Raw genomic sequence first — 25682 nt, 5'->3', positions numbered from 1 at the left:
GGCGCCCATCTGCCCATCGGGGACGAGGAGTTCGCCATGACGCGCTGGTACGAGGGCCCGCTGGCCGCATTTGACACCGAGACCACCGGAGTGGACGTCGAGCAGGACCGGATCGTGTCCGCCGCGCTCGTCGTGCAGGAGTGTGCGGGCGGCCGGGCCCGTTCCACCCGGTGGCTGGTCAACCCGGGGGTTCCGGTACCCCCCGGCGCCACGGAAGTGCACGGACTGACCGACGACCACCTCCAGCGCAACGGGCGTTGGCCGGCGCCGGTCGTGGACGAGATAGCCCAGGCCCTCGCGGAGCAGCAGTCCGCGGGCCGGCCGGTGGTGGTGATGAACGCGCCGTTCGACCTGACGCTGCTGGACCGGGAGTTGCGGCGGCACCGGGCGTCGTCGCTGAACCGCTACCTGGACAACCGGCCGCTGACCGTGCTGGATCCGCGGGTGCTGGACAAGCATCTGGACCGCTACCGCAAGGGCCGCCGGACGCTGACGGACCTGTGTGCGCACTACGGGATAGAGCTGGAGGCGGCGCACGACGCGGCGGCCGACGCGATGGCCTCGCTGGAGGTCGTCCGGGCGGTGGGGCGCCGGTTCTCCGGGCGGCTGGAGCGCTTGTCCCCGGCGGAGCTGCACACCCTGCAGGCGGTGTGGCACGCGGCGCAGGCGCGCGGGCTCCAGGCCTGGTTCGCCCGCAACGGAACTCCGGAGCCGGTCGATCCGCACTGGCCGCTGCGCCCGGACCTGCCCGCCGCCGCGTGAGCCCGCGGGCCGCCCGCAGCCGCTGCGCGCCGCCGCGCAAGGCCCCTGACATGCGGAAGGCCGGTCCGTCTCGCGACGGACCGGCCTGTCCCGGTGGGCGATACTGGGATCGAACCAGTGACCCCTTCGGTGTGAACGAAGTGCTCTCCCGCTGAGCTAATCGCCCGGGAACGGATTGAACAATACAGGCCCCGGGGCCGTCCGTTCAAACCGCCTCCGCGCGGCCCGCCAGATGGGCCGCCAGCCCGCGCCGTCCGCCCCGCATCATCAGCGCGTGGTTGAGCCGGAAGACGGGCCGCCCGGGCAGCGCGAGCCGCCGCATCAGCGGCCGCCGCACTTCGACCTCCTGCTCGTACAGGATCCGCGTGCCGCGCCCGCGCGGCCGTACGGTCCACCGCGCCCACCCTTCGAGATCACCCGACAGGGCGGCCTCCAGAACGCCGCCGGCCGGGTCGCGCAGCAGCTCGGTGGCGGTGATCTCCATCTCGTAGGGCAGGAAGGAGCGGACGCGGCTGGTCCCGGCGTGCGGGCCGAGCGGCCGCACCGCGCGGACCTGGGGCCACCAGTGGGGGTAGTCCTCGGTGCGTTCGAGCACGGCGTAGACCCGCGCGGGCGGGGCCGCGAGGTCCCAGACGCTGCGGAAGCGGTAGTGGCTCCAGTCCATGGGGCCAGTGTGAACTGCCGGAGCGCGCCCGGGTACTCACTCGGGGAATGAGCACACGTCTGAGTACGCGCACCCATGTTCCGGGGGCGTGAGCGGCGCCACACTGCGCAGCATGGAGAATCCGCTGACGCCCGCCTCGGAGCTGGCGCTCATCGACCGGGAGCTGACCCACCTCGACGCGAGGCGGCTGCACCTGCTCGCCCGCCGGGAGTGGCTGGTCCGGCTGCTGAACGCGCCGCCCCCGCCGCCCGTGGCCGGACCGCCCGCGCCGGGCCGGGGGTCCGGGCCGTCCTGGACTCCCCCGCCGGGCCGGCCGTCCGCGTACCCCACCGGTCCCGCCGGTCCCGGGCGCGAGACCTCGGCGCCGGGGGCGCAGAACGTGCTGCTGGTCCTGGGTGCGGTGCTGCTCGCGGTGGCCGCCCTCGCCTTCACGCTGGTCAGCTGGGGGTCCCTCGGGATCGGCGGGCGCGCCGTGGTGCTGGCCCTGCTGACCGGGACGGCGCTCGCGGTGCCGGCGCCGCTGCTGCGCCGGGGGCTGTCCTCGACCGCCGAATCGGTGGCGGCGGTGGGGCTGTTGCTGACGGTGCTGGACGTGTACGCGCTGCACGAGGTGGCCCTCGGCGAGGTCCCGGCCGCCGCCTACCTGGCGGGCGCCTCGGCCGCGCTGGCCGCGCTGTGGGCCGGGTACGGAACGGCCCTGCGCATGCTGCGGCTGCCGCTCCCGTTCGCGCTGGCGGCAGCCCAGTGGACGCTGCCCTGCCTCGCGCTCGCCCTGCACGCCGGCCCGACGGCGGGCGGCTGGACCCTGCTGGCACTGGCCGCGCTGAACGCGGCGCTCGGCCTGTGGCGGGGCCCGGCGGGGGCGGCGCGGCCGCGGGTATGGCCAGCCGTGCGGATCCTGGCCGGGGTGTTCGGGGCCCTGGCGGGCCTGGGCGCCGTCGGCGTCGCGCTGGCCCTGGCGGCCGACGCCGCCACGCTGCCCGGCACGCTGTCCGCCGCCGGGCTGCTGGTCGCGGCGGGGGCCGCCTTCGTGGCAGTGGCCTGCCGGATCCGGCAGGACCAACTCGCGCCGCTGCTCGCCGGAACCGGCGGCCTGGTGTGGGTGCTGGCCGCGCAGACGCTGGTGGTGCCCCGGGACTCCGCGTGGGGCCCGGTGTTCTTCGTGCTGGTGTCCCTGCCCCTGCTGGCGGCGCCGCGGGTGACGGCGCTGCCGGAGCGGGTGCGGTACGGGCTCGCGGGCGCCGCGGTGGCGGTCGTCGGGGTCGGCGGCCTGGTGGCGACCCTGCCGGCGCTGCGCGTCCTGGTGGCGCCCGCGCCGGTGCTGGACGCGGTGTGGGCCGCGGGGAGCCCCCGGGCGGAGCTCGACTGGAGCGGACCGCAGAGCGTGAGCGTGGCGCTGGTGGCGGCTGCGGTGGCCCTGTGGCTGGACCGGGTGTCCGGGCGCCGGGCGGCGCGCGCCGCGGCGGTGGTGCCCGCCTGGGCCGCGCTGTTCGCGGCGCCGGTGGCCTTCGCGCTGCCGGTGCCGGCGGTGCTCGCCGCCCAGCTGGTGGTGACGGCGGCCGCGCTGGCGGCGGCCCTGGGACTGCTTCCGGCGGCGTCCGCCTCCGGGGTCCGGATCGTGACGGGCGCGTGCGGGGCCGCGGGGGCCTTGAGCCTGTCCGTGGCCGCACTGGACGGACGTACGACGACCTTCGCGCTCTGGACGGCGCTGGGCGTCCTGTGCGGTGCCGGGGCGGCGTACGGCCGCGGACCGCTCGCCCCGCGCGCGGCGGCCGCGGTCGTGGCCACCGGGTACGCCACGGGGCTGCTCCTGGCCCTGGGAGCCGCGCTGGAGCTGCCCGTGCGCCAGTGGCCGCTGCTGGTGCTGCTGGTCCCGGCCGCGGCGGCGGCGTGCGGACCGCGGGCGGGTGCGCTGCGAGTGCCGGTGGAGGCGGCCGGAGCCGCCGCCGGGGGCCTGGCGATCGCCTTGGCCCTGGTCCGGGCCGTGGAGACGGGGCACGCGCCCGTGCTCGCGCTGGTGCTGGGCCTGGCGGGCGCGGTGTGCGCGGGGGCGGCCGTACGGGAGGACCGGCGCGCGGTGGGCTGGGCGGCCGGGGCGCTGTTCCTGGCCGCCACCTGGGTCCGGCTCGCGGCGTCCGGGGTGAGCGTGCCGGAGGCGTACACGCTGCCGGTGACGGTGCCCGCGCTGGTGGTGGGATGGCTGCGGCGGCGCCGGGATCCGGCGGCACCGTCCTGGACGGCGTACGGCCCGGGGCTCGCGGCGACGCTGCTGCCCAGCGTGATCGCGGTCTGGGCCGACCCGCACTGGACCCGCCCGCTGCTGCTCGGGCTGGGCTCCCTCGCGGTGACCCTGGCCGGGGCACGGGGGCGGCTGCAGGCCCCGCTGGTGCTCGGCGGGGTCGCGCTGGGACTGGTGGCCCTGCACGAGCTGGCGCCGTACGTCCTGCAGGTGGTCGGCGCGCTGCCGCGCTGGCTGCCGCCGGCCCTGGCCGGGGCGCTGCTGCTGGCGGTGGGGGCGACGTACGAGAAGCGGTTGCGGGACGCGCGGCGGCTGCGGGCGGCCCTCGGCAGGCTGAGCTGAGGGGCGCGGGGCGGTGGAACGCCAGAGGCCCGGAGACGGTGAAGTCTCCGGGCCTCTGGTCCGGGTGGGCGATACTGGGTTCGAACCAGTGACCCCTTCGGTGTGAACGAAGTGCTCTCCCACTGAGCTAATCGCCCGGACGCACCGCCAACATTACCGCATGTCAGCGGTGCTTCCGACCACCGGCGGGCGTCACCGCTCCCCGCCGCGCCGCCGCTACTTCTTGACGTTCCAGGGCAGGACCAGCCCGTACTTCCACAGGTAGAAGCCGATCAGCCCGGCCGCGATGACGAGGCCGACGCTGGTCAGGATGATGTTGCGGCGGCGGACCTTCGGGTCGAGGGCCTTCTGGGCCGCCTCGGACACCTTCCGCTTGGTCCAGCGCAGCACGACCTGCGCCCACGCGAACTCGGTGGCCCAGATGAACAGGCCCGCGAAGATCGCGACCCACCCCGGGCCGGGCAGGACCAGCATGGCGACGCCCGCGACGATGACCGCCAGGCCGACGACGAAGACGCCGACCTGCCAGCTCAGGTGCAGGCCGCGGCGGGCCTGGATGAAGGCCGGCGCCTTCGAGACGTGGCGCTCCTCGTCCGGAGCCGCCGCCTCCGCGTCCGAAGGGGTGGATTCGGCGGATTCCGGCGATGCGCTGCTCGCGGTCTCATGGGACTCGCGGTTACTCCCCGTATTCATGGGACCGAATCTACCGGAGCGCGGGGTCCGCGTGATGCCCGCCCGACGGACGGCTGAATCATCGATTCGCTCCGCCGTCCGGGGGACCCAGAGGTCCACAAAACGGTCAGAGGGGTTTACAACGGCACCGTAGGTGGCATGTCGATTTCGCCGACGTGCGAATCCCCGAGCGCACACTGAGCGAAAGGCCCTGGCGCTTATGAACACCACGGTCAGCTGCGAGCTGCACCTGCGCCTCGTTGTGTCGAGCGAGTCCTCACTGCCTGTACCCGCGGGCCTGCGGTATGACACGGCCGATCCCTACGCCGTGCACGCCACCTTCCACACCGGCGCCGAGGAGACGGTCGAATGGGTATTCGCCCGCGACCTCCTCGCGGAGGGCCTTCACCGGCCCACCGGTACCGGCGACGTCCGCGTCTGGCCGTCCCGCAGCCACGGTCAGGGCGTCGTATGCATCGCCCTGAGCTCACCGGAGGGAGAAGCACTGCTCGAAGCACCCGCACGAGCACTCGAGTCGTTCCTCAAGCGGACGGACGCCGCGGTCCCACCCGGGACCGAACACCGGCACTTCGACCTCGACAAGGAGCTCTCCCACATCCTGGCCGAAAGCTGAGCCAGGCCTACCACCGCTCGACACCGTCCGACTCGGGGCGACGGTGCGGGCCGGACAACCACATACGTACGTGCCGGCGCTGTTCCCGCGGAAGCCACCCGCGGGGACGGCGCCGGTGCGCGTGGGGCCTCTCGGCTAAAGTCGGCGACCAGCGGCGGCCTCGTTCCGCGCCGCCGCAAGCCAGGCCACCAGGGAGCACCCGTGCAGATCCCCCACGACACCCGGCGCGCGCTGGACGTCGTCGTCGCCGTGGTGAACACCGCGGCCGAGGCCGGCCAGCCGGACGGGCTGGCGGACGTCGGCGCGCTGCGCGCCTTCGTGCACGAGTTCGCCATCAGCGACGTCGGCGAGCTGAGCGTCCGCGACCTCTCCGGCGTGCGTGCGGTCCGCGCCAAGTTCGCGCAGATCTTCGCGGCACCGAACTCCCGTGCGGCCTCCGTACTGATCAACGAGCTGGTGGCGACGGCGGGCACCACGCCCCAGCTGACCGACCACGACGGCTACGACTGGCACGTGCACTACTTCGCCCCCGGCGCCTCGGTCGGCGACCACCTCGCGGCCGACGGCGGCATGGCGCTCGCCTTCATCGTGGTCTCCGGCGAACAGGAGCGGCTGCGCCGCTGCGAGGCCCCCGACTGCCGGCGCGCCTTCGTCGACCTCTCGCGCAACCGGTCGCGGCGCTACTGCGACAGCCGGACCTGCGGGAACCGACTGCACGTGGCGGCGTACCGGGCGCGTCGCAAGGAGGCGGGCGCGGAGCACGCCGAAGCCGCCGGGCATGCCGAGGCAGCCCGGCCGGTCCGGGGGTCAGAGCAGGAAGAGGTCGTGTACGGCGGCGAGCAGCAACAGGGTGCCGATCACCGCTAGGAAGATCATCAGGGGCGGCTGGGAGAGCGCGAAGAGGCAGCCGCGCGCCTCTTCGGGCGGTACGCGCGGTACGGCCGCCGCGGCGGGCACGGCAGCCCGGGCGGGGCCGGGAGCGGGGGCGGGAACCGGAACGGGCGGGGGCGCCGGATCGGGCGCGGGCGCGGCAGCGGGGACGAGGGCCGGGACCGGAACCGGCGGCTCACCCGTCGAGGTGTCGGGCATGTCGGGGCGATGATGACGCAGTGCGCCCCGGTTCGCCCCTCAACACGCCAATGATGACGCGGTAGTTCGTCAGATCCCGTGCTTCTTCGGCGTTCCGGTCAGATTCCGTGCTTCTTCAGGATCGCTTCGATGTCGGAGAAGTCGTCCGCGGGCGCGGCGGGCGCGCGCTTGGGTGCCGCCTGCGGACCCGCACCGGCGCCGAGCGAGGGCGCCGAGGCCGTCGGCGCGACCGCGGCCCGCCCCTCGGAGCGGCCCGCGCGAGCGCCGCGGCGGGAGCGGCCCTCCTCCGCCACCTCGGCCGGCCGCTCGCCCCGCGCACCCAGCCGCCGGCGCTCGACGGCACGGGTCAGCGCAAAGAGCAGCCAGGCGAGGCCCAGCAGGCCGAAGCCGGCCCAGACCGTCGGGCGGAAGGCGATCCCGGACGCCCACTCCACCAGGCCGGTCAGCACCAGGGCCACCGGGACCAGCGCGTACGCCGTGATCCGCGCCGCCGCCAGGAAGCGCTTGCGGTAGGCGGTGAGCGCGGCGATGCCCAGGCCCGCCGCGGACACCGCGGAGCAGATGGTCTCGGCAAGCATGGGTTCCTCCAGCGCTGGGGGTCCGTCCCCTCCATCGTGCACCGGGAACCGCCGCGGGGGCCATGCGCCGGAGCGGGATCCGGGCGATCTCGGGGACATCTCCGGGTCGCCCCTCCTCCCCAGGTGCCGGTACCGGCCGGGCCCACGGTCCCCGCCGGCTCCCGGGCGCGCGGGCCCGGGGCTCCGCAGGTCGCGTTCGGGGCCGGAGACGGAGGCTGGGAGACTGTCCGCATGACCGATTCCCAGCCCGCCGGCTCCCCCTCCCCCGTGACCCTCGAGGTCTGGTGCGAACTCCAGTGTCCCGACTGCCACAGCGCCCTCGACGACGTGCGCGCCCTGCGGGCCCGGTACGGCGACCGGCTGGACATCGTGCTGCGCCACTTCCCGCTGGAGAAGCACAAGCACGCCTTCGCCGCCGCGCAGGCCGCCGAGGAGGCCGTGGCCCAGGGCCGGGGCTGGCCGTACGCCGAGGCGGTACTGGCCCGCACCGCGGAGCTGTCCGCCCGGGGCGAGGCGCTGCTCCTCGACGTCGCCCGTGAACTGTCGCTGGACGTCGAGGAGTTCGAGGTCGCGCTGATCGACGGCCGGCACATCCTGATCGTCGACGCCGACCAGGCCGAGGGCAAGGCGATCGGCGTGACCGGCACGCCGACGTACGTCATCGGCGGCCAGAGGCTGGACGGCGGCAAGAGCCAGGAGGGGCTGCGCGAGCGGATCGAGGAGATCGCCGACCGGCTCCTGGCCGACCCCGCCTGAGCCCCCCTCTGCCGCACGCGCGGTCGGCTACCTGAGGTCCTTGGCGACGTTGACCGCGGTGTAGCGGTAGCCGAGGGATTCGTACAGCTGCTCCGCCGGGGTGTTGCCCGCGAAGACGTGCAGGCCGAGGGTGGCGAGCCCGGCCGCGCGGACGGCGTCTTCGGCGAGCAGCATGAGGGAGCGGCCGTGGCCGTGGCCGCGCTGTTCCTCGTCCACCTCGACGTCGAAGACGTAGGCCCGCCCGTCGACGCGGCCCACCCAGATGTGCCCGACGCGCACCCCGGCCGCTTCCAGGACGAGGAGGTCCACGCCGGGGGTGGCGGGTCCCTGGGGCAGCTGGCCGGCGTGGTCGGCGACCGACTTGGCGCGGGCCGCTTCCGGTGTCAGGCCCCGGGCTTCCCAGTTCCCGGCGTACCGGTCGGTGGCGGCGGTCAGCCAGGGGCCGTACTCCGCGGCCGTGAGCGGACGGCCGGTGGTCCCGGCGGGCAGCGGGGGCGGCGCGGACACCAGGTCCTTGACCATGCTGCGGCCGGTCCGCAGGTACCCGAGCGCCTCGGCCAGCCGCAGGCCGCCGTCGGAGTCCGCGGGGACGGAGGCGGTCACCCGGTGGCACCCCCAGGAGCGCAGCACCTCCTCCGCGGCGAGGGCGGCCACCGTGGCCCGGCCGCGGCGGCGGTCGGGTTCGTCCACGGCCAGCTCGTTGATCTTCCCTATGACGAAGGAACCCAGGGGTTCGGCCGCGGTCAGCAGCAGGGTGCCGACCCGTCTGCTGTTGACCCGGATCTCGTACGGGCGCGAGCGCGCCCCCGCCGGACTGTGCTGGAGCGGCGCGGACGGCCGCAGGGTGGTGGTCATCGGAGCCTTTCTACCCGCCGTACGCGCCCCAGTCAGCCCGGTTTCCGCCCCGGATCGGGCGCGGGGTCGGCGCTCACGGGTCGAGGTCGGCCCCGGAGCGCTCCTCGAAGATCCGTACGGCCTCGGCCGTGACCGGTCCGGGCACCGCGGTCAGCGGGCGCCCGTCGATCGCGTGCACGGCCTGGACGTCGCGCAGCGAGGAGGTCACGAAGACCTCCTCGGCCCGCTCCAGCACGTCGAAGGGGAGGTCGCTCTCCTCGGCGCCCGTCCACTCGACGACCAGGTCGCGGGTGATGCCCGCGAGGCAGCCGGAGGCGAGCGGCGGGGTGTGCAGCCGCCCGTCGAGGACGACGAAGACGTTGGAGCCCGTGCCTTCGCAGAGCCGGCCGAGGGTGTTGGCGAAGAGGGCTTCGGAGGCGCCGGCCCGGTGCGCGGCGGCCAGCGCGACGACGTTCTCCGCGTACGAGGTGGTCTTCAGCCCGGCGACGGCGCTGCGCTCGTTGCGCACCCAGGGGACGGTGATCACCGCGGTGGTGTCGGGGCGCCGGGTGGCCGGGGCCAGCGCGACGATCAGGGTGGGTCCGGCGTCCCCGCGGTCGGAGCCGAGCGGGGAGAGGCCACCGGTGTAGGTGATCCGCAGCCGCCCGAAGGGGACCGCGCCGGAGCCCGCGTCCAGTACGGCGGCGCACGCGCGCCGGACCTCGTCGAGGTCGGGGTCCGGCAGCCCGAGGCCCCGGGCGGAGCGGGTCAGCCGGTCGAGGTGCCGCGTGAGGGCGAACGTACGGCCGCCCTCGGCCTTCAGCGTCTCGAAGACGCCGTCGCCGACCGTCAGTCCGTGGTCGAACACGGACACCGTGGCGCTGTCGGCGTCGCGCAGCGACCCGTCGAGCCAGATCGGCGTCGCGGCCGGGGCGGGTGCGGGCGGCGTCGCGTGCGGCGTGCTCACTGAACGGTTCCTCCGATGTGCTGGTGGGTGCCCGACGCTACCGCGAGCAGCCGGGCCGCCTTCAGTTCGGTCTCGGCCCACTCGCGGTGGGGGTCGGAGCCCCAGGTGATCCCGGCGCCGGTGCCGAAGCACAGGCGGGGGCCGCCGGCGGCCTCGCGGTCGATCCAGAAGGTGCGGATGCCGACGGCCAGCTCGGCGGTGCCCCGGTCGGCGTCGACCCAGCCGATGCCGCCGCAGTAGGGGCCGCGCGGGGCGGTCTCCAGGGCCTCGATGATCCGCAGGGCGGAGGACTTGGGGGCGCCGGTGACGGACCCGGGCGGGAAGGTCGCGGCGAGCAGTTCGGGCCAGCCCGCGCCCTCGGCGAGGTCCCCGCTGACGGTGGAGACGAGGTGCACCAGGCCCGGGTGCTCCTCGACGGCGCACAGTTCGGGGACGGTGACGGAGCCGGTGGCGCAGACCCGTCCGAGGTCGTTGCGCACCAGGTCCACGATCATCACGTTCTCCGCGTGGTCCTTCTCCAGCAGGTCGGCGGCGGTGCGGCCGGTGCCCTTGATGGGGCCGGACACGATCCGGCGGCCGGTGCGGCGCAGGTACAGCTCGGGGGAGGCGGTGGCGATCTCGACGCCGTGGGCGGGGAGGCGAATCGTTCCGGCATAGGGCGCCGGGTTGCCGCGGGCCAGCAGCGCGGTCAGCGCGTCCACGTCGGCCTCCGGGGCGGGTGCGCCGTCGCCCGGGCCGCGGCCCGCCAGCGGCGCGGACATCACGCGGCACAGGTTGGCCTGGTAGACCTCGCCCGCGGCGATGTGCTCGCGGATGCGCCGTACGCCGGCGACGTACGCGGCCCGGTCGAGGGACGAGGTCCAGTCGCCGGCGGCGGGGCCCCGCCACGCACCGGGAACGGGCGCGGGGACGGGGTCGGGGCGTATGTCACCGAAGCGCGCGCAGGTCAGCCGCCCCTCGAAATCCGCGGACACCGCCCAGAAGCCGGTGGAGTCCAGGGCCGAGGGATCGCTGGTGACGTCGCGGAGGTCGGATGCGAGGAGGCCGCCGAAGCGGGCCATGGGAGCCAGGTCGTGCACGGCTGCGAGTCTATGGCCGGTGACGGGTCGGCGCCGGTGGGGTGACCTGTGGTGATCGGACGGCAGCACGCTGCGGAAACGCGTTTTTGAGCTGGCTCGGGAATCCGCTAGAGTTCAACACGTCGCCAGGGAGCGCCGGGGGGAACCCCCGCCGCGAGCACGGTGACCTGCGGACGTAGCTCAGTTGGTAGAGCACCACCTTGCCAAGGTGGATGTCGCGAGTTCGAGTCTCGTCGTCCGCTCGAAGTGGGGGATCTTCCCGAGAACCCTTGCTCAGCTCCATGGTGGAGTGGCCGAGAGGCGAGGCAACGGCCTGCAAAGCCGTCTACACGGGTTCAAATCCCGTCTCCACCTCCAAGGACGATTAGCTCAGCGGGAGAGCGCTTCCCTGACACGGAAGAGGTCACTGGTTCAATCCCAGTATCGTCCACTGGATCCGCAAGGATCACCCGCGCGATTAGCTCAGCGGGAGAGCGCTTCCCTGACACGGAAGAGGTCACTGGTTCAATCCCAGTATCGCGCACGCTGTACAGTTGTGAACTGCGGCTTCACGGCCGCGGAACCCGCGCGATTAGCTCAGCGGGAGAGCGCTTCCCTGACACGGAAGAGGTCACTGGTTCAATCCCAGTATCGCGCACCGCCTGAAAGCCCCGGCCGTTTCGACGGCCGGGGCTTTCGCGTTCCGGGGCTCGGCAGGTACGGAAAAGGGTGCTGCCCGTACGACGTCTCCGTCGCACGGGCAGCACCCTTCTCCTGCCGTCCGCCGCACCCCCGTCCCCACGGGGCTGAAGGCCGATGTCCCGGCCCGGGCCGCTCTCCCGGACCTGGGGCGCCGCTCAGCGCCCCAGCATCGCGCCCACGGACGACGCTTGCGCCGCCACCTGGTCCCATCCTCCGAAGAGGAAGACCAGGAGGGCGGCCAGGGGGAGCACCATCGCCGCGGCGACCAGCGGGTGCCGCGTGCCGGACTCGTGGCCGTTGAACGCGAATGCCTTGCGTCCGTGCCGTGCGAAGTCCGCCATGGCCCTCTCCCTGTGGTTGGCAGCGGCGGGTTCGTGACCTCGGGGGACGAGTGCGCCACCCGCCGCTTGTCTTCAACACTAGGCGGGCGGCGCCCTCCTGGCCTCATGCCTTCGTACCCCTCGCGGGCCTCCAGGAGGATGACTGCGGCGGCCCCCGTGTACACCTCTGGTTGGAGACCGCCCGCTCCGTGTAGGGGTCATCCCCCAGGGGTGGGTGGGGCCCCGCTCCCGGGCGCCGCGGGGCCGTCACCGCTGGTGACTTCCCTCACGTCCGCCGCCCGTCGCACGCGGGCGCGCGCCGGGCACGCACGGGATCCGCGCCGGCCGGGCGCGGCCGGGGCCGCGTCCGGGTGGGGGCGCGTCAATGCCCTTGGCCCAAGGGCCGTTTGGGGGAACGGCCGTTACCCCGGACCCCTCACGCTCGTACCCCTGATTCTCCCTCAAGTGGCCTTCCCCGCACTGACAATCGAATCTCCCGGCGAGGGCGCGGCCTCTGAGCGGAGGTGCCGGATGGTCCGTAAGCTGTGCCACGTCAACAGGACGACCGGTCAGCGGGGTGGACATGGCGATGATGCGGCTCCGGCGGGAGGACCCGCGTGTCGTCGGTTCGTTCAGGCTGCACCGGCGGCTCGGCGCCGGCGGCATGGGAGTGGTCTACCTCGGCTCGGACCGGCGCGGTCAGCGGGTCGCGCTCAAGGTGATCCGTCCCGACCTCGCCGAGGACCAGGAGTTCCGTTCGCGCTTCGCCCGCGAGGTGTCCGCCGCGCGGCGGATCCGCGGCGGGTGCACGGCCCGGCTGGTGGCCGCGGACCTGGAGGCCGAGCGCCCCTGGTTCGCCACGCAGTACGTCCCCGGACCCTCGCTGCACGACAAGGTCGCCGAGGAGGGCCCGCTCACCGCCGCCCAGATCGCCGCGATCGGCGCCGCGCTGTCCGAGGGGCTGGTCGCCGTACACGAGGCGGGGGTCGTGCACCGCGACCTCAAGCCGTCGAACATCCTGCTGTCGCCCAAGGGCCCGCGGATCATCGACTTCGGCATCGCCTGGGCGACCGGTGCGAGCACCCTCACGCACGTGGGCACGGCCGTCGGCTCCCCCGGCTTCCTCGCCCCGGAACAGGTGCGCGGCGCCGCCGTCACGCCCGCCACCGACGTCTTCGCGCTGGGCGCCACCCTCGCCTACGCCGCGACCGCCGACTCGCCCTTCGGGCACGGCAGTTCCGAGGTGATGCTCTACCGCGTCGTGCACGAGGAGGCGCACCTGCTCGGCGTACCGGACGCGCTCGCCCCGCTGGTGCAGGCCTGCCTGGCCAAGGACCCGGAGGACCGGCCGAGCACGCTCCAGCTGTCGATGCGGCTCAAGGAGATCGCGGCGCGGGAGGCCCAGGGACTCACGGACGGGCGGCCGCCCGCCCAGCGCACCCGGCCCGAGCGGCCGACGGGCCGCCTCGCGGACGAGTACGCCGACCAGCGCACCGAGCGGCGTACGGCGGGCACTCCCGCGCTGCGCCCCCAGGGTGCGCCGCACGCGCCGTCCGCGAGCGGCTCGCACGGCGCGCAGGACGGGGCGCACGGCGCGCACAGCGGTTCCCACGCACGCCCCTCGGGCCCCCGGGAGCCCGGCGGCCCGTCCTCGCGGCCCACGGCGGGGCGTACGGGCGAGCGCACGAACGGGCGGCGTACGGGCGGCGGCCGCACGGGGCCGCGGACGACGGGCACGGGCCGCCGGCCCTCCCGGCCCGACCCGCGGCTGATGCGGCAGCGGCTGATCGTGTTCGTGCTGGTCACGCTGATCGTGGCGCTGGGGATCGCGGCCGCGCAGAAGCTCTGACGTCCGCCCTGCCCCGCGCCGGTGGAGGCGAGGCCCCGGGGCGGCTGAGGCCCCGGGGCGGGCCGGGTCAGGCCCGGGGGCGGGTCGCGTAGAAGGCGACGGCCGAGGCCGCCGCCACGTTCAGCGAGTCGATCCCCTCCGCCATGGGGATGCGGACCCACTCGTCCGCGGCGCGCAGGGCGTAGGTCGACAGGCCGTGGCCCTCGGAGCCCAGCATGATGGCGGACTGCGCGAAGCGCTCCGGCGGGACCTGGTCCAGCGGGGTGGCCTTCTCGCTCGGCGTCATGGCGAGGATCCGGTACCCGGCCTCGCGGACCTGCTCCAGGTCGGCGGGCCAGTCCGTCAGGCGCCCGTACGGGACGGAGAAGACGGACCCCATCGAGACCTTGATGGCCCGTCGGTAGAGCGGGTCGGCGCAGTCCGGAGACAGCAGGATGGCGCTGATGCCCAGGGCCGCGGCGCTGCGGAAGGCCGCGCCCAGGTTGGCGTGGTCGACGAAGCCCTCGAAGATCGCGATGCGGCGGCCACCGGGTTCCGCGCCCAGCAGTTCACCGGCGGTCGGCAGCTGGTTGCGCTGCATGGAGGCGAGGGCGCCGCGGTGCACGTGGTAGCCGGTGACCCGTTCGGCCAGCTCGGGGCTGACGGCGTACACCGGGGCGGGCAGCTCGTCGATGACGTCGCGCATGACGTCGACCCACTTCGCGGAGAGCAGCATGGAGCGCATCTCGAACCCGGCGTCCTTGGCCCGGCGGATGACCTTCTCGCCTTCGGCGATGAAGAGTCCTTCGGCGGGCTCGCGCCGGCGGCGCAGTTCGACGTCGGTCAAGCCCGTGTAGTCGCGCAGGCGCGGGTCGTCGGGGTCCTCGATGGTGATGAGATCAGCCACAGGGTGATACTGCCTTGTCCTGGGTGTGGTGCCAACGGCTTGGCGGTGCGGGGGAAACGGGGGTGGGCGCCCCCGGGGAGGGGCGCCCGGGGTCGGACGGCGGGGCGCCCCTGGTCAGGCGGAGGGGCCCACGTTCACGACCTCGCCGATGACGATCACGGCGGGCGGGCGGACCTCCTGGGCGCGGACGGTCTCGCCCACGGTGGCGAGGGTGGCGTCCACGCGGCGCTGGGTGGCCGTCGTGCCCTCCTGGACGACCGCGACCGGGGTGTCCGCGGAGCGGCCGTGGCGGACCAGGGCTTCGGCGATCAGCCCGATCTTGTCGACGCCCATGAGGATCACCAGGGTGCCGGTCAGTTTGGCGAGGGAGGCCCAGTCGACCAGCGAGCGCGGGTCGTCGGGTCCGACGTGGCCGCTGACGACCGTGAACTCGTGGGCCACCCCGCGGTGCGTCACCGGGATGCCGGCCGCGCCGGGCACCGAGATCGAGCTGGAGATGCCGGGGACGACGGTGCAGGGGATGCCGGCCTCGGCGAGCGCCTGGAGTTCCTCCATGCCGCGGCCGAAGACGTACGGGTCCCCGCCCTTGAGCCGGACCACCGACTTGCCGGCCTTCGCGTGCTCGATCAGCGCGTTGTTGATGGCCTCCTGGGCCATGAACCGGCCGTACGGGATCTTCGCCGCGTCGATGACCTCGACGTGCGGGGCGAGCTCGTCCAGCAGGTCGCGGGGGCCGAGCCGGTCGGCGATGACCACGTCGGCCTCGGCGAGCAGGCGGCGGCCGCGGACGGTGATCAGGTCCGGATCGCCCGGGCCGCCGCCGACCAGGGCCACGCCGGGGTTGCGCTTCGCGCGGCCGTGGGCCGGGGCGGCGAGGGTGCCGTCGCGCAGGCCCTCGACGATCGCGTCGCGCACGGCGGCGGAGCGGCGGGGGTCGGTGCCGGTCAGTACGGCCACGGTCACGCCCTCGCTGCGGCCGGTGGCCGGGGTCCAGGCGGTGGCCGCTTCGGCGTCGTCGGCGCGCACGCACCAGACGCGCTCGCGCTCGGCCTCGGCGGAGGCGGCGTCGTTGGCGGCCTTGTCGCGGGTGGCGATCAGGGCGTACCAGGTGTTCGCGAGGTCGCCCTCCTGGTAGCGGCGGCGCTCCCAGCGGATCTCGCCGGTCTCGGCCATGACGTCCACGGAGGGGGTGGCCGACGGGGAGATCAGGAGCACGTCGGCGCCGGCGGCGACGAGCGCGGGGAGGCGGCGCTGCGCGACCTGGCCGCCGCCGATGACGACGACCCGGCGTCCCGCCAGACGGAGGCCTACGGGGTAGGCGGGGTGTGCGGCCATGCGGGTCTCCTCGTGCGGGGGGTTCCGGTGCGGGCGGATCTCGCGGCGGCGGTGGCGCGAATCGCGTGGCCAACGTTACGGGCCGGGGCGGGCGGGTGCCGGTCCGGGGGGCGGGGTGACGGCCCCGCGGCTCCCGGGTCCCCACCCGGTGCCCGGGACGCGGCGATTCGTCCCGCCGAGCGGCGGGTGCGGTGCCCTTGGGCAGGGAGTCGGCTCGGGGCCGGCGGCCCCTGGTGCGGCGCCCCGGCCCGGCCCCCTGGGGCAGGGTTCGGCCCGGGGCGCCCGGGACCCGACTGACGGACTCGGCCCGAGGGCCGGGACCTGGCCAAGGCCGCCGCCCGAGTGCGGCCCGGTAGGCCCTCCGGGGGCGCCTCAAACGCCGGCGAGGCTGAATTTGGCGGGCCCGGTCGGTAAGCCCCGGGCGCCGGTGGGGCCGGATTTGGCGGGCCTGGTCGGCCGGTGCGGGCTACGGACCCGCGCTGTGGGGCCGAGACCCGGCCGAGGCAGCCGCCCGAGTGCGGCCCGGTACGCCCTCCGGGGGCGCCTCAAACGCCGGCGAGGCTGAATTTGGCGGGCCCGGTCGGCGGGTGCGGGGCGCCGGTGGGGCTGGATTTGGCGGGCCCGGTCGGCGGGTGCGGGGCGCCGGTGAGGCTGGATTTGGCGTCCCTGGTCGGCAAGCCCCGGGCGCCAGTGGGGCGGCTGGATGTGGCGGGCCTGGTCGGCAGGTGCGAGTGCCTCGGACGCCCGTGGGGCGGGGGTGGTCTGCGGTGTGTCGCTCGGTCTGCGGGAGAGGACCGGCTCCGGCCGCCATCCCTTCAGCCCCGCCGGCGTTTGAGGCGCACCCCGGAGAGGACCGGGAACAGCGAGCTCAGCCAGCAACCAGCCCCGCCGGCGATTGAGGCGCCCCCGGAGGGAACCGGCGGGGGGCAGCCCGGCCAGCCCAGCCGCGCCGGCGATTGAGGCGCACCTCTGGGGGACCGGGGACAGCGGCCACAGCCGCCATCCAGCCCCGCCGGCAATTGAGGCGCCCCCGGAGGGAACCGGCGGGGGCGGGTCGGCCCCCGCCTCGCCGGTGATTGAGGCGGGGGCCGGGGGTTATTTTTCGGTGACGCCCGCTGAGTCGAAGGTGGCTACCTCGTGCATCGCGCGCGCCGCGCTCTGGACCAGGGGGAGGGCGAGGAGCGCACCCGTGCCCTCGCCGAGGCGGAGGTCCAGGTCGACCAGGGGCCGCAGGCCCAGGGTGTTCAGCGCGGCCACGTGCCCCGGCTCCGCACTGCGGTGGCCCGCGATGCACGCGGACAGCGACTCCGGCGCAATGGCCCGGGCCACCAGCGCCGCCGCACCCGCGCTCACGCCGTCCAGGATGACCGGCGTCCGCAGCGAGGCCCCGCCCAGCAGCAGGCCGACGATCGCCGCGTGCTCCAGGCCGCCGATCGCGGCGAGCACGCCCACCGGGTCGGAGGGGTCCGGCTGGTGCAGTTCCAGCGCCCGGCGGACGACCTCGACCTTGCGGGCGTGCGTCTCGTCGTTGATGCCGGTGCCGCGCCCGGTGACCTCGGCCGGGTCGACCCCGGTGAAGACCGAGATGAGGGCCGCGGACACGGTGGTGTTCGCGATGCCCATCTCACCGGTGAGCAGCGCCTTGTTGCCCGCCGCGACGAGGTCGCGGGCCGTCTCGATGCCCACCTCGATGGCCGCGACGGCCTCCTCGCGGGTCATCGCCGGGCCGACGGAGAGGTCGGCGGTGCCGGGCCGGACCTTGCGCGGGAGCAGCCCCGGAGTGGCCGGGAGGTCGCCCGCGACGCCCACGTCGATCACGCAGACCTCGGCGCCCACCTGGTTCGCGAAGGCGTTGCAGACCGCTCCGCCGCCCAGGAAGTTGGCGACCATCTGCGTCGTGACCTCCTGCGGCCACGGGGTGACGCCCTGGGCGTGCACGCCGTGGTCACCGGCGAAGATGGCGACCGCGGCCGGCTCCGGGATCGGCGGCGGACAGACCCGCGAGAGGCCGCTGAGCTGCGCGGAGATGATTTCGAGCATGCCGAGGGCCCCGGCGGGCTTGGTCATGCGCTTCTGCCGCTCCCAGGCCTCGCCGAGCGCCTTCGCGTCGAGCGGCCGGATGCTCGCCACCGTCTCGGAGAGCAGGTCGTGCGGCTCCTCGCCGGGCAGCGCGCGGCGCCCGTACGTCTCCTCGTGGACCACCCAGGACAGCGGGCGCCGCTTGGACCACCCGGCCTGCATCAGCTCGGGCTCCTCGGGGAACTCGTCGACGTACCCGACGCACAGGTAGGCCACGACCTCCAGGTGCTCGGGCAGGCCGAGCGTACGGACCATCTCGCGCTCGTCGAAGAAGCTGACCCAGCCGACGCCGAGGCCTTCGGCGCGGGCGGCGAGCCAGAGGTTCTCGACGGCGAGCGCGGAGGAGTACGGGGCCATCTGCGGCTGGGTGTGCCGGCCGAGGGTGTGGCGGCCGCCGCGGGTGGGGTCGGCGGTGACGACGATGTTGACCGGGGTGTCGAGGATCGACTCGATCTTCAGTTCCTTGAACTGCTTCGCCCGGCCCTTGGGCAGCGACTTCGCGTAGGCCTCGCGCTGCCGCTGGGCCAGCTCGTGCATCGTCCGGCGGGTCTCGGCGGAGCGGATGACGACGAAGTCCCAGGGCTGCGAGTGCCCGACGCTGGGCGCGGTGTGGGCCGCCTCCAGCACGCGGAGCAGCACCTCGTGCGGGATCGGGTCGGTGCGGAAGCCGTTGCGGATGTCGCGGCGCTCGCGCATGACGCGCAGGACCGCTTCGCGCTCGGCGTCGTCGTAGGCGGGCGCCGGGGCGCCGCGCTCGGCCGGTTCGGCGGGCGCAGCGGGCTCGGTGGCCGCGCTCTCCCCGGCCTCCTCGGCCGCTTCGGCCGCTTCGGCCGGTACGGGCTCGGGGGCGGCCACCGGCTCGGCCTCGGCCGGGGCTTCGGCGGCCGGAACCTCGGCGGCGGGGGCGGCGGCAGCGGCGGGCTGCGGCTCGGGGAGCGGCTCGACGGGCGCGGCGGGCGGGGCGGCTTCCTCGGCGGGGGCCGGGGCCTGCTCGGCCTCGGGCGCGGGAGCGGCCTGCGCCCCGGCGGCCTCGGCCGGCGCTTCCACCGGCTCCGCGACGGGTTCGGCGACGGCCGCGGGGGCCGCCGGAGCGGGCTCGGCGACCGGCTCGGCCACGACGGCCACCGGCTCGGGCTGCGCGGCGGCGGGAGCCACCGGCTCCGCCGTCCACGGGGTGCCCGCGGGGAGCGGGACCTCCTGCGGGACGTCGAGGTATTCGAGGCCGGCGCCGGTCACCGGAGCGCTCTGGAAGACCTGAGCGGGGGCGACGGCTTCGGCGGGCGCTTCGACCGGAGCCTGCGCGGACTCCCCGGCGGGGGCCTCCGCCTGAACCTCGGCCGGAGCCTCGGGGAGCGGTGCGGCAGCCGCCTCGGCGGGGGCCTCCACCGGCGCCTCGGCCACGGCCTCCGGCGCGGCGGCGGTGACGGGCACGTCCTCGACCGGAGCCTGCACCGGATCCGCGGCGGCGACGCCGGGCTCGGCCTCTGCCCCGGCCTCGGCCTCGACGACCGATGACGCCACCGGTGCCTCGACCGGCGTCTCGACCGGCGTCTCGACCGGCGCCGGAGCCTCGACGGGAACCGCGGGCACCTCGACCGGAGCCGCGGCCACGGCCTCGGCAGCGGCCTCCGGGGCCTGCGCCTGGGCGGGTACCGCGACGGGAGCCTCCACCGCTTCGGCGACCTGGACCGGCGCCTCGGCCGGAAGCTCGTCCGACACCTGCACCGGAACGGGAGCCTCCGCAGCGGCCGGCACCTCGTCCGCGACCGGGGCCGGGGCCTCGGGAGCGACGGCGGCGGCCGGAGCCGGTACGACGGGCGCGGCCTGCGCTGGGGCGGCGGGCGCCACGGGCGCCGCCGGACCACGGTCGGCGAGGGAGCGTACGACGCCGCCCGAGGCGTCGGGGACCGGCGGCCCCATGTGCAGCGGGCGCCGGGCCGGGGTCACCGGCGCCGCCACGGCGGCGGGCGCCGGCGCGGACGGGGGCGGCAGCAGGCCGCCGAGGTCGAGGGCGCCGGAGTCGCGGCCGCCCGCCTCGTGGGCGCCGTGCGTGTAGGCCCCGGTGTCGCCGAAGCCCTGGTCGGTGAAGCCCGTACCGGTGAAGCCGGGTTCCGGGAAGCCGGCCGGGGGCTCGTAGTAGCCGTCGGCGTAGCCGCCCTCGACGGGGAAGACGGGCGCCGGGGGCACCACCTGCGGGTCGCTCCACGCGCTCTGGTTGCTGGGCATCAGCAGCAGGTCGTCGTCCTCGGCGGGATTGTCCATCAGGTCCTGGAACGCGTACCCGCCCGTGCCCTGGAGCGGACCCGGGGTCTGCGCCGGAGCCTGGGTCGGGGTGGGGACCGGCGCGGGGATGCCGTGCTGATCCACCATGCCCGCGTTGTCCGGGAGGCCCTCGCCCGGAACCTGGCCGGTGTCAGTCATGCGTACCCCTCGCCCATCGGTGTTGCTGCTTCGATCGCCCGGCGCCCGTATGACCAACGAGCGTGGCCGCCGTGCGGCACGAACCCCTCGGGCACGACGCCGCCGACAACCACTAAGCATTGTCGCGCCCGTTCGCCACCATGGCGGCCATAACCGCCACGGTCCGTTGTGGACTGCGCCACGTCGGGCGTCCTGTGGTGCCGCTGTGCCCGGAGTGACAGGGCAGTACGACGATCGGCCAGCCTACCCCGGGGCTCCGGCCCGCGCCGAGGGGGGCGTTCGCGCCCGGGAGCGCGGTGTTCGGACCGGGCCGAGGGGTCGTCAGCACCGGTCGGGGGCGGCCCGTTCCGTCAGACCCGTCGGATCCGTCAGGCCCGTCAGGGCTCCTCAGCGCTGGGGAGGGCGTTCGGCGGCGACGAGGAAGACGACCGCGCGTTCCTGTTCGTGCCAGGTCCGGGTGTCCATGGCGACGGACTGCAGGAGCGCGCATTCGACGGCGTACCCGCGTTCGGTCAGGGCGCGGCCGACGGCCTCCGCCTCGTCGCGGGTGGAGGCGTGGGTGACGATCCGTTCGGGACGGCGGTCGGCGCAGGCCTCGACGACCGGGACTCCCCCGCCTCCGATGCGGATGACGTCGGGTTCGGGCAGGTCGTCGAGCACGTGGGGGGCGCGGCCCGCGACGGCCTGGAGGAGTACGCCGCGCCGGCGGGCGGCGACCTCGGTGTGTTCGCAGGCGCGGGGGTCGGCGTCGACGGCGATGACGGCCGCGCCGAAGGCGGCCGCGTCCACGGCGAAGGCGCCGCTGCCGGCGCCGATGTCCCAGACGAGGTCGCCCGGGCGCGGGCCGAGCCGGGCCAGTTGGGCGGCGCGCAGCAGCGCGGACTCCCCTTCGGGGGCGGGCGTCTGCGGCGACCGGGGGTCCGGGGGGAAGTCGGGGTGGGCCCAGCCGCGGGGCCCCGAGGCGGCCACGGCGACCGCGGTGGGCCGGCCCATGAGCCAGCCGGGGTCGGCGGAGACGGGTCCGCCGCCGCCGACGACGATCACCACGTTCGGGTCGCGCCAGCTGTGGTCGGCGGCCCGGTCGGAGGTCAGGACGGTGACGCGTTCCTTGTCGGTGCCCAGTTCCTCGCAGATGACGAAGGTCCGGTGGACTCCTTCGAGCAGCAGGGCGAGTTCGGCGGGACCGGCGCCGGGCGAGGTGAGGACGGCGACCTTGGTGTGGGCCCGGCAGACGTTGACCGCGCGGCGCAGGGTGCGGCGCTGGGCGACGACGACCTGGGCGTCGTCCCAGGGCATGCCCGCGCGGGCGAAGGCGGCGGCCACGGAGGAGACGGCCGGGACGACTTCCACTTCGAGGCCGTGCTCCGGGGCGCGCAGGGCCCGTACGACGCCGAAGAAGCCGGGGTCGCCGTCGGCGAGGACCACGGCGGTGCCGCGGTGGCCCGCGATGCGGCGGGCGGCGAGGCCGAGGCTGCCGAGCCGGATGCGTTCGGCGCTGGGCGGGATCTCGGGGAGTGCGAGGTGGTGGCCGGCTCCGGCCACGAGGGTGGCGGCGGACAGCGCCGAGCGGGCGGCCGCGGTCAGGGGCGAGCCGTCCCAGCCGATCACCGTGACCCGGTCGGCCATCGTCCTCGGTCTCCCTGGTGTGGGTCGTGGTGCGGGGCGGCCCGGCGGTGTGGGCGGGCACGGTGAGACTACCTGCTGATCGGGGGGCGCGGCGTCGGCGGGCGGCCGCGGGGGCGGCCGGGGCCGGTGGGTCAGGCACGGTCCGGGAGGGGCCGGCGGACGGGGCCGCGCTGTTCGGGGACGGCGTGGAACTCGCCGTAGCCGTCGAGGACGTCGAGGTCGTCCAGGTCCTCGGGGACCAGGCCCCAGACGAGCAGGTCGGTGCGGGTGTCGGCCCATCCGCCGTCGGGCGTCTGGGTGCGCACTATCCAGGCGTTGCGCAGCACGCCCTCGCTGATGCAGCCGATCTTCTGGGCGACCTGCTGCGCGGCGGTGTTGTCGGCGGCGGTGCGCAGTTCGAGGCGTTCGAAGCCGTGGTCGCGGAAGAGCCACTGGGCGACGGCGAGGACGGACTCGCAGGCGTAGCCCTCGCCGCGGGCCCAGGGTGCGGTGGCGTAGCCCACTTCGGCGCTGAGGCAGCGCCAGTCGGTGTGGCGGACGTGCACGGCGCCGACCAGGCGGTGGGTGAGGAACTCGGTGACGGCGAAGACGATGCCACGGCCTTCGGTGCGCTCGCGGTGGGCGTCCTCGGTGACCCAGCGGCGGCCGTCGGCGCGGGTGTAGGGGTGCGGGGCCTCGGTCCAGGCGGTGATGAGCTCGTCGTTCATCATCGCGGTGAGCGCGCTGACGTCCTCTTCCTCGAAGGGGCGCAGCACCAGCCGGTCCGTGCTGATGGAGACGTCCGGGAAGGTGGTTGTCATGCGCAGCTCCATGCCTGAGACCGTGGCCGTAGAGCCACAGCATGCAGTATCGGGCCGGTCGGGTGCGGGACCGGGCTGCCCGGAAGCGGGCAGGCCGCGGCGGTGCGCGCGCAGCGGCGCGGCCCCGCCCGCCCGGGGAGGGCGTGCGGGGCCGGGGCGGCCCGGGGCCCCTGTCGGGAGGCCCCGGTCGGGAGCCGGGATCAGGAGGCCGGGGCGCCGAAGGCCGGGATGACCGAGCCCTGGTACTTCTCCTCGATGAACTTCTTGACCTCGTCGGTGTTCAGGAGCTTGGCGAGCTTCTGGATCCGGGGGTCGTTCTGCTTGCCGTCCTTGACCGCGAGGAGGTTGGCGTAGGGGTTGCCCTCGGCCTTCTCCAGGACCAGCGCGTCCTTGGCGGGCACCAGCTTCGCCTCGATGGCGTAGTTGCCGTTGATGACGGCGGCGTCGACGTCGTTCAGGGCGCGCGGGACCGTGGCGGCCTCCAGCTCCTTGAACTCCAGGCCCTTCTTGTCGGTGATGTCGGCCAGCTTGGCGGCGGTGCCGACACCCTCCTTGAGGGTGATGAGCTTGTTGGCGGCGAGCAGCTGGAGCGCGCGGCCCTCGTTGGTGGGGTCGTTCGGGACGGCCACGGTCTGGCCGGCCTTGATGTCCGTGAGGGACTTGGCCTTCTTGGAGTAGAGGCCGAGGGGCTCCAGGTGGACGTTGACCACCGGGACGATGTGGGTGCTGTTCTTCTTGTTGAAGTCGTCCAGGTACGGCTTGTGCTGGAAGAAGTTCGCGTCGACCTGGCCCTGCTCGGTGGCGGTGTTGGGCAGGACGTAGTCGGTGAACTCCTTGACCTCGATCTTCAGGCCCTCCTTCGCCGCCAGCTTGTCCTTGACGAAGTTCAGGATGTCGGCGTGCGGGCTCGGGGAGGCCGCGATGACGAGGGGCTTGCTCTCGTCGGTCGTGCCGCCGGAGGAGGCGGCGGACGGGTCCGAGGAGGTGCCGCAGGCGGTGAGGCCGAGGGCGAGGGCCGCGGTGGTGGCGGCGAGGGCGGTGGACTTGATGGAGCTGCGCACGAAGAGTGCCTCTTTCCTGATGGTGCGGACAACGCCCGAGCACGACGAGTGCGGGCTGTGGGGGAAGGAAGTTCATGGGGGCCGGGGCCCCGGGTCAGGCTGTCCGGCCGCGGCGGGCGAGGAGGCGGACCACGCCGTCGCCGAGCAGCTGGATCACCGTGACGAGTGCGATCAGTACGACCACGGTGGCGACCATGAAGCCGGTCTCGAAGCGCTGGAAGCCGTACGTGATGGCCTTGGAGCCGAGGCCTTCGCCGCCGACCGCGCCGGCCATGGCGGAGTAGCCGACCAGGGTGATCACGGTGGTGGTGACGGCGGCGACCAGCGAGGGCAGTGCCTGCGGCAGGAGCACCTTGCCGACGAGGGTGGGGACTCCCCCGCCCATGGACTCGACGGCCTCGACCAGCCCGTGGTCCACGCCGCGGACGGAGGTCTCGACGAGCCGGGCGAAGAAGGGGATGGCGCCGATGGCCAGCGGGACGATCATCGCGGTGGGGCCGATGAAGGTGCCTACGACGGCGGTGGTCACCGGGATCAGGAAGATCAGCAGGATGATGAAGGGCATGGAGCGGCCGACGTTCACGATCGCCCCGAGGACCTTGTTGACCACCCGGTTCTGCAGCAGGCCGCCGGTGTCGGTGAGGACGAGCAGGATGCCGGTGGGCAGCCCGCCGAGGACGGTCACCAGGGTGGACCACAGGACCATGTAGAGGGTGTCGTACGTGCCCTGGGTGAGCAGGGGCTGCATCTCGGACCAGGTCACTTGGCGCCGTCCTTCACGAGCTGGGCCGGGACGGTGCCGGCGGGGGCGGACGCTTCCCGGACCGCGGGTTCCCCGGCGTCGACCACGTCGACCTGGAGGCCCCGCTCGCGCAGGAAGCCGACCGGGACGACGTTGTCCTCGTAGCGGCCGGGGAGTTCGATGCGCATCCGGCCGACCTGGCGGCCGGCGACGGTGTCCATCGCCGCCCCCAGGATCGATATGTCGATGTTGTAGGTGCGCGACAGCTGGGAGATGACCGGCCGGGTGGCTTCCTCGCCGTGGAAGGTGACGTCGACCACCGTGCGGTCGGCGCCGGTGGCGACGCCGCTGACGGGGAAGAGCTCGTCGGCGAGTTCGGAGCCGGGGGTGGCCAGCAGTTCGGAGACCGTGCCGGATTCGACGATCCGGCCGCGCTTCATCAGGGCCGCGGAGTCGCAGACGGCCTTGACCACGTCCATCTCGTGCGTGATGAGCAGCACGGTGAGGCCGAGCTGCCGGTTGAGGTCGCGCAGCAGCTGGAGGATCGAGCGCGTGGTCTCGGGGTCCAGGGCGCTGGTGGCCTCGTCGGAGAGCAGCACCTTGGGGTCGCCGGCCAGGGCGCGGGCGATGCCGACGCGCTGCTTCTGGCCGCCGGAGAGCTGACCGGGGTAGGACCCGGCCTTGTCGGCGAGGCCGACGAGGTCGAGGAGTTCGAGGGCCTTGCGGGAGCGCTCGCGGCCGGAGATACCGAGGATTTCCAGGGGCAGCTCGACGTTGCCCCGCACGGTGCGCGAGGACAGCAGGTTGAAGTGCTGGAAGACCATGCCGATGCGGCTGCGGGCTTCGCGGAGCTCCTTGCCCGCGCGGCGGCCCCGGCCGGCGAGCGCGGTGAGGTCGACGCCGTCGACGCTCACGGTGCCGGCGGTGGGGCGCTCCAGCAGGTTCACGCAGCGGATGAGGGAGGACTTCCCGGCGCCGCTCTGGCCGATGACTCCGTAGACCTCGCCCTCGCGGACGTGGAGGTCGACCCCGTCCAGGGCGGTGACCTCGCGGCCACGGGACTGGTAGACCTTCGTGAGGCCCGATGTGGTGATCACAGGAATTCCGTCGCTGTCGAGTGCACGGCATGGCAGGCCGGGCACGGGGCAATCGTCTGGGGACGCGATACGGGACGAACCGGGATGAATCGGCGGTTCGGCGCCGGGCGTGGGGCAGGAGTGTCCGGGGTGGCCCTACAGCGGGGGGACGCTACGGCGGGCACGGTCC

The 25682-nt window shown here is 74.8% G+C and carries 21 protein-coding genes, 7 tRNA genes and 1 pseudogene; 11 read left to right on the top strand and 18 right to left on the bottom strand.

Annotated features, from left to right (window positions below; translation table 11 throughout):
• Positions 1–36 precede the first annotated feature (36 nt).
• Positions 37–762 (top strand): 3'-5' exonuclease, encoded by a 726-nt coding sequence (locus AC0693_RS18945; protein WP_356412057.1) that lies wholly within the window; start codon positions 37–39, stop codon positions 760–762.
• A gap of 94 nt (positions 763–856) precedes the next feature.
• On the opposite strand, the gene AC0693_RS18940 is transcribed toward AC0693_RS18945, so the two are convergent.
• Positions 857–928, bottom strand: a tRNA-Val gene (locus AC0693_RS18940).
• Positions 929–967: 39 nt separating this feature from the next.
• A complete protein-coding gene (locus tag AC0693_RS18935; RefSeq protein ID WP_478802347.1) occupies positions 968–1426 on the bottom strand; it encodes an SRPBCC family protein in 459 nt (152 codons plus the stop codon).
• A gap of 112 nt (positions 1427–1538) precedes the next feature.
• Between AC0693_RS18935 and AC0693_RS18930 the strand changes: the two genes are divergently transcribed.
• A complete protein-coding gene (locus tag AC0693_RS18930) occupies positions 1539–4007 on the top strand; it encodes an SCO7613 C-terminal domain-containing membrane protein (RefSeq protein WP_478802346.1) in 2469 nt (822 codons plus the stop codon).
• Positions 4008–4072: 65 nt separating this feature from the next.
• Here the strand turns inward: AC0693_RS18930 and AC0693_RS18925 are convergent.
• Both AC0693_RS18925 and AC0693_RS18920 read right to left on the bottom strand, forming a co-directional pair.
• A tRNA-Val gene (locus AC0693_RS18925) sits at positions 4073–4144 on the bottom strand.
• A gap of 79 nt (positions 4145–4223) precedes the next feature.
• Entirely contained in the window at positions 4224–4700 is a 477-nt protein-coding gene (locus tag AC0693_RS18920) for a TIGR02611 family protein (RefSeq protein WP_478802345.1), read from the bottom strand.
• A 199-nt stretch (positions 4701–4899) separates the two neighbouring features.
• Here AC0693_RS18920 and AC0693_RS18915 point away from each other — a divergent pair, with 199 nt between their 5' ends.
• Together AC0693_RS18915 and AC0693_RS18910 are read left to right on the top strand one after the other, a co-directional pair.
• A complete protein-coding gene (locus AC0693_RS18915) occupies positions 4900–5313 on the top strand; it encodes an SsgA family sporulation/cell division regulator (RefSeq protein WP_030011909.1) in 414 nt (137 codons plus the stop codon).
• Between the two features lie 201 nt (positions 5314–5514).
• Positions 5515–6069, top strand: a pseudogene (locus AC0693_RS18910) (CGNR zinc finger domain-containing protein); the annotation flags it as partial.
• Positions 6070–6120: 51 nt separating this feature from the next.
• Here the strand turns inward: AC0693_RS18910 and AC0693_RS18905 are convergent.
• Positions 6121–6402: a hypothetical protein gene (locus AC0693_RS18905; protein ID WP_468468753.1), complete on the bottom strand. Its 282-nt coding sequence runs from the start codon at positions 6400–6402 to the stop codon at positions 6121–6123.
• Between the two features lie 98 nt (positions 6403–6500).
• On the bottom strand, positions 6501–6980 hold the full coding sequence (locus AC0693_RS18900) for a hypothetical protein (RefSeq protein WP_356412049.1): 480 nt from the start codon (positions 6978–6980) through the stop codon (positions 6501–6503).
• Between the two features lie 231 nt (positions 6981–7211).
• Here AC0693_RS18900 and AC0693_RS18895 point away from each other — a divergent pair, with 231 nt between their 5' ends.
• Positions 7212–7736, top strand: coding sequence for a DsbA family protein (locus AC0693_RS18895; protein WP_469332284.1), 525 nt, complete (start codon positions 7212–7214; stop codon positions 7734–7736).
• Positions 7737–7763: 27 nt separating this feature from the next.
• Here AC0693_RS18895 and AC0693_RS18890 read toward each other — a convergent pair whose 3' ends face one another.
• The 3 genes from AC0693_RS18890 to AC0693_RS18880 form a co-directional block, all read right to left on the bottom strand.
• Positions 7764–8591: a GNAT family N-acetyltransferase gene (locus AC0693_RS18890; RefSeq protein ID WP_478802344.1), complete on the bottom strand. Its 828-nt coding sequence runs from the start codon at positions 8589–8591 to the stop codon at positions 7764–7766.
• A gap of 73 nt (positions 8592–8664) precedes the next feature.
• The gene (locus AC0693_RS18885) at positions 8665–9486 is read right to left on the bottom strand and encodes an aminotransferase class IV (RefSeq protein WP_469320352.1); all 822 of its coding nucleotides are present in this window, start codon (positions 9484–9486) and stop codon (positions 8665–8667) included.
• Positions 9487–9533: 47 nt separating this feature from the next.
• Complete coding sequence (locus tag AC0693_RS18880; RefSeq protein ID WP_478802343.1) at positions 9534–10616, bottom strand: chorismate-binding protein; 1083 nt, start codon at positions 10614–10616, stop codon at positions 9534–9536.
• 169 nt (positions 10617–10785) lie between these two features.
• Between AC0693_RS18880 and AC0693_RS18875 the strand changes: the two genes are divergently transcribed.
• From AC0693_RS18875 to AC0693_RS18855, 5 genes are all read left to right on the top strand, one after another.
• Positions 10786–10858 (top strand) — tRNA-Gly (locus AC0693_RS18875).
• Between the two features lie 41 nt (positions 10859–10899).
• Positions 10900–10973, top strand: a tRNA-Cys gene (locus AC0693_RS18870).
• A 1-nt stretch (position 10974) separates the two neighbouring features.
• A tRNA-Val gene (locus AC0693_RS18865) sits at positions 10975–11046 on the top strand.
• Between the two features lie 21 nt (positions 11047–11067).
• Positions 11068–11139: transfer RNA gene (locus AC0693_RS18860), tRNA-Val, on the top strand.
• Positions 11140–11181: 42 nt separating this feature from the next.
• A tRNA-Val gene (locus AC0693_RS18855) sits at positions 11182–11253 on the top strand.
• Positions 11254–11452: 199 nt separating this feature from the next.
• On the opposite strand, the gene AC0693_RS18850 is transcribed toward AC0693_RS18855, so the two are convergent.
• Entirely contained in the window at positions 11453–11638 is a 186-nt protein-coding gene (locus AC0693_RS18850) for a hypothetical protein (RefSeq protein ID WP_356412041.1), read from the bottom strand.
• 556 nt (positions 11639–12194) lie between these two features.
• Between AC0693_RS18850 and AC0693_RS18845 the strand changes: the two genes are divergently transcribed.
• Positions 12195–13466: a serine/threonine-protein kinase gene (locus AC0693_RS18845; RefSeq protein ID WP_468468746.1), complete on the top strand. Its 1272-nt coding sequence runs from the start codon at positions 12195–12197 to the stop codon at positions 13464–13466.
• A gap of 67 nt (positions 13467–13533) precedes the next feature.
• Here AC0693_RS18845 and AC0693_RS18840 read toward each other — a convergent pair whose 3' ends face one another.
• The 8 genes from AC0693_RS18840 to AC0693_RS18805 form a co-directional block, all read right to left on the bottom strand.
• A complete protein-coding gene (locus tag AC0693_RS18840) occupies positions 13534–14352 on the bottom strand; it encodes a TrmH family RNA methyltransferase (protein WP_356412038.1) in 819 nt (272 codons plus the stop codon).
• 114 nt (positions 14353–14466) lie between these two features.
• Positions 14467–15687: a uroporphyrinogen-III C-methyltransferase gene (cobA, locus tag AC0693_RS18835; RefSeq protein ID WP_468468743.1), complete on the bottom strand. Its 1221-nt coding sequence runs from the start codon at positions 15685–15687 to the stop codon at positions 14467–14469.
• Positions 15688–16782: 1095 nt separating this feature from the next.
• A complete protein-coding gene (gene cobT, locus AC0693_RS18830) occupies positions 16783–20187 on the bottom strand; it encodes a nicotinate-nucleotide--dimethylbenzimidazole phosphoribosyltransferase (protein WP_478802342.1) in 3405 nt (1134 codons plus the stop codon).
• 387 nt (positions 20188–20574) lie between these two features.
• The gene (gene cbiE / locus AC0693_RS18825) at positions 20575–21813 is read right to left on the bottom strand and encodes a precorrin-6y C5,15-methyltransferase (decarboxylating) subunit CbiE (protein WP_356412033.1); all 1239 of its coding nucleotides are present in this window, start codon (positions 21811–21813) and stop codon (positions 20575–20577) included.
• Between the two features lie 131 nt (positions 21814–21944).
• The gene (locus AC0693_RS18820) at positions 21945–22613 is read right to left on the bottom strand and encodes a GNAT family N-acetyltransferase (RefSeq protein WP_469320336.1); all 669 of its coding nucleotides are present in this window, start codon (positions 22611–22613) and stop codon (positions 21945–21947) included.
• 200 nt (positions 22614–22813) lie between these two features.
• The gene (locus tag AC0693_RS18815; protein WP_356412019.1) at positions 22814–23674 is read right to left on the bottom strand and encodes a MetQ/NlpA family ABC transporter substrate-binding protein; all 861 of its coding nucleotides are present in this window, start codon (positions 23672–23674) and stop codon (positions 22814–22816) included.
• Between the two features lie 94 nt (positions 23675–23768).
• Positions 23769–24437, bottom strand: a complete 669-nt coding sequence (locus AC0693_RS18810) for a methionine ABC transporter permease (RefSeq protein WP_356412016.1) — start codon at positions 24435–24437, stop codon at positions 23769–23771.
• Entirely contained in the window at positions 24434–25513 is a 1080-nt protein-coding gene (locus AC0693_RS18805) for a methionine ABC transporter ATP-binding protein (protein WP_478802341.1), read from the bottom strand. Before AC0693_RS18805 ends, AC0693_RS18810 begins: the two co-directional genes overlap by 4 nt.
• Between the last annotated feature and the right edge of the window lie 169 nt (positions 25514–25682).

The sequence above is a fragment of the Streptomyces sp. NPDC043876 genome (genome assembly GCF_056435825.1).
This window is presented reverse-complemented; position numbering and strand designations above follow the sequence as displayed.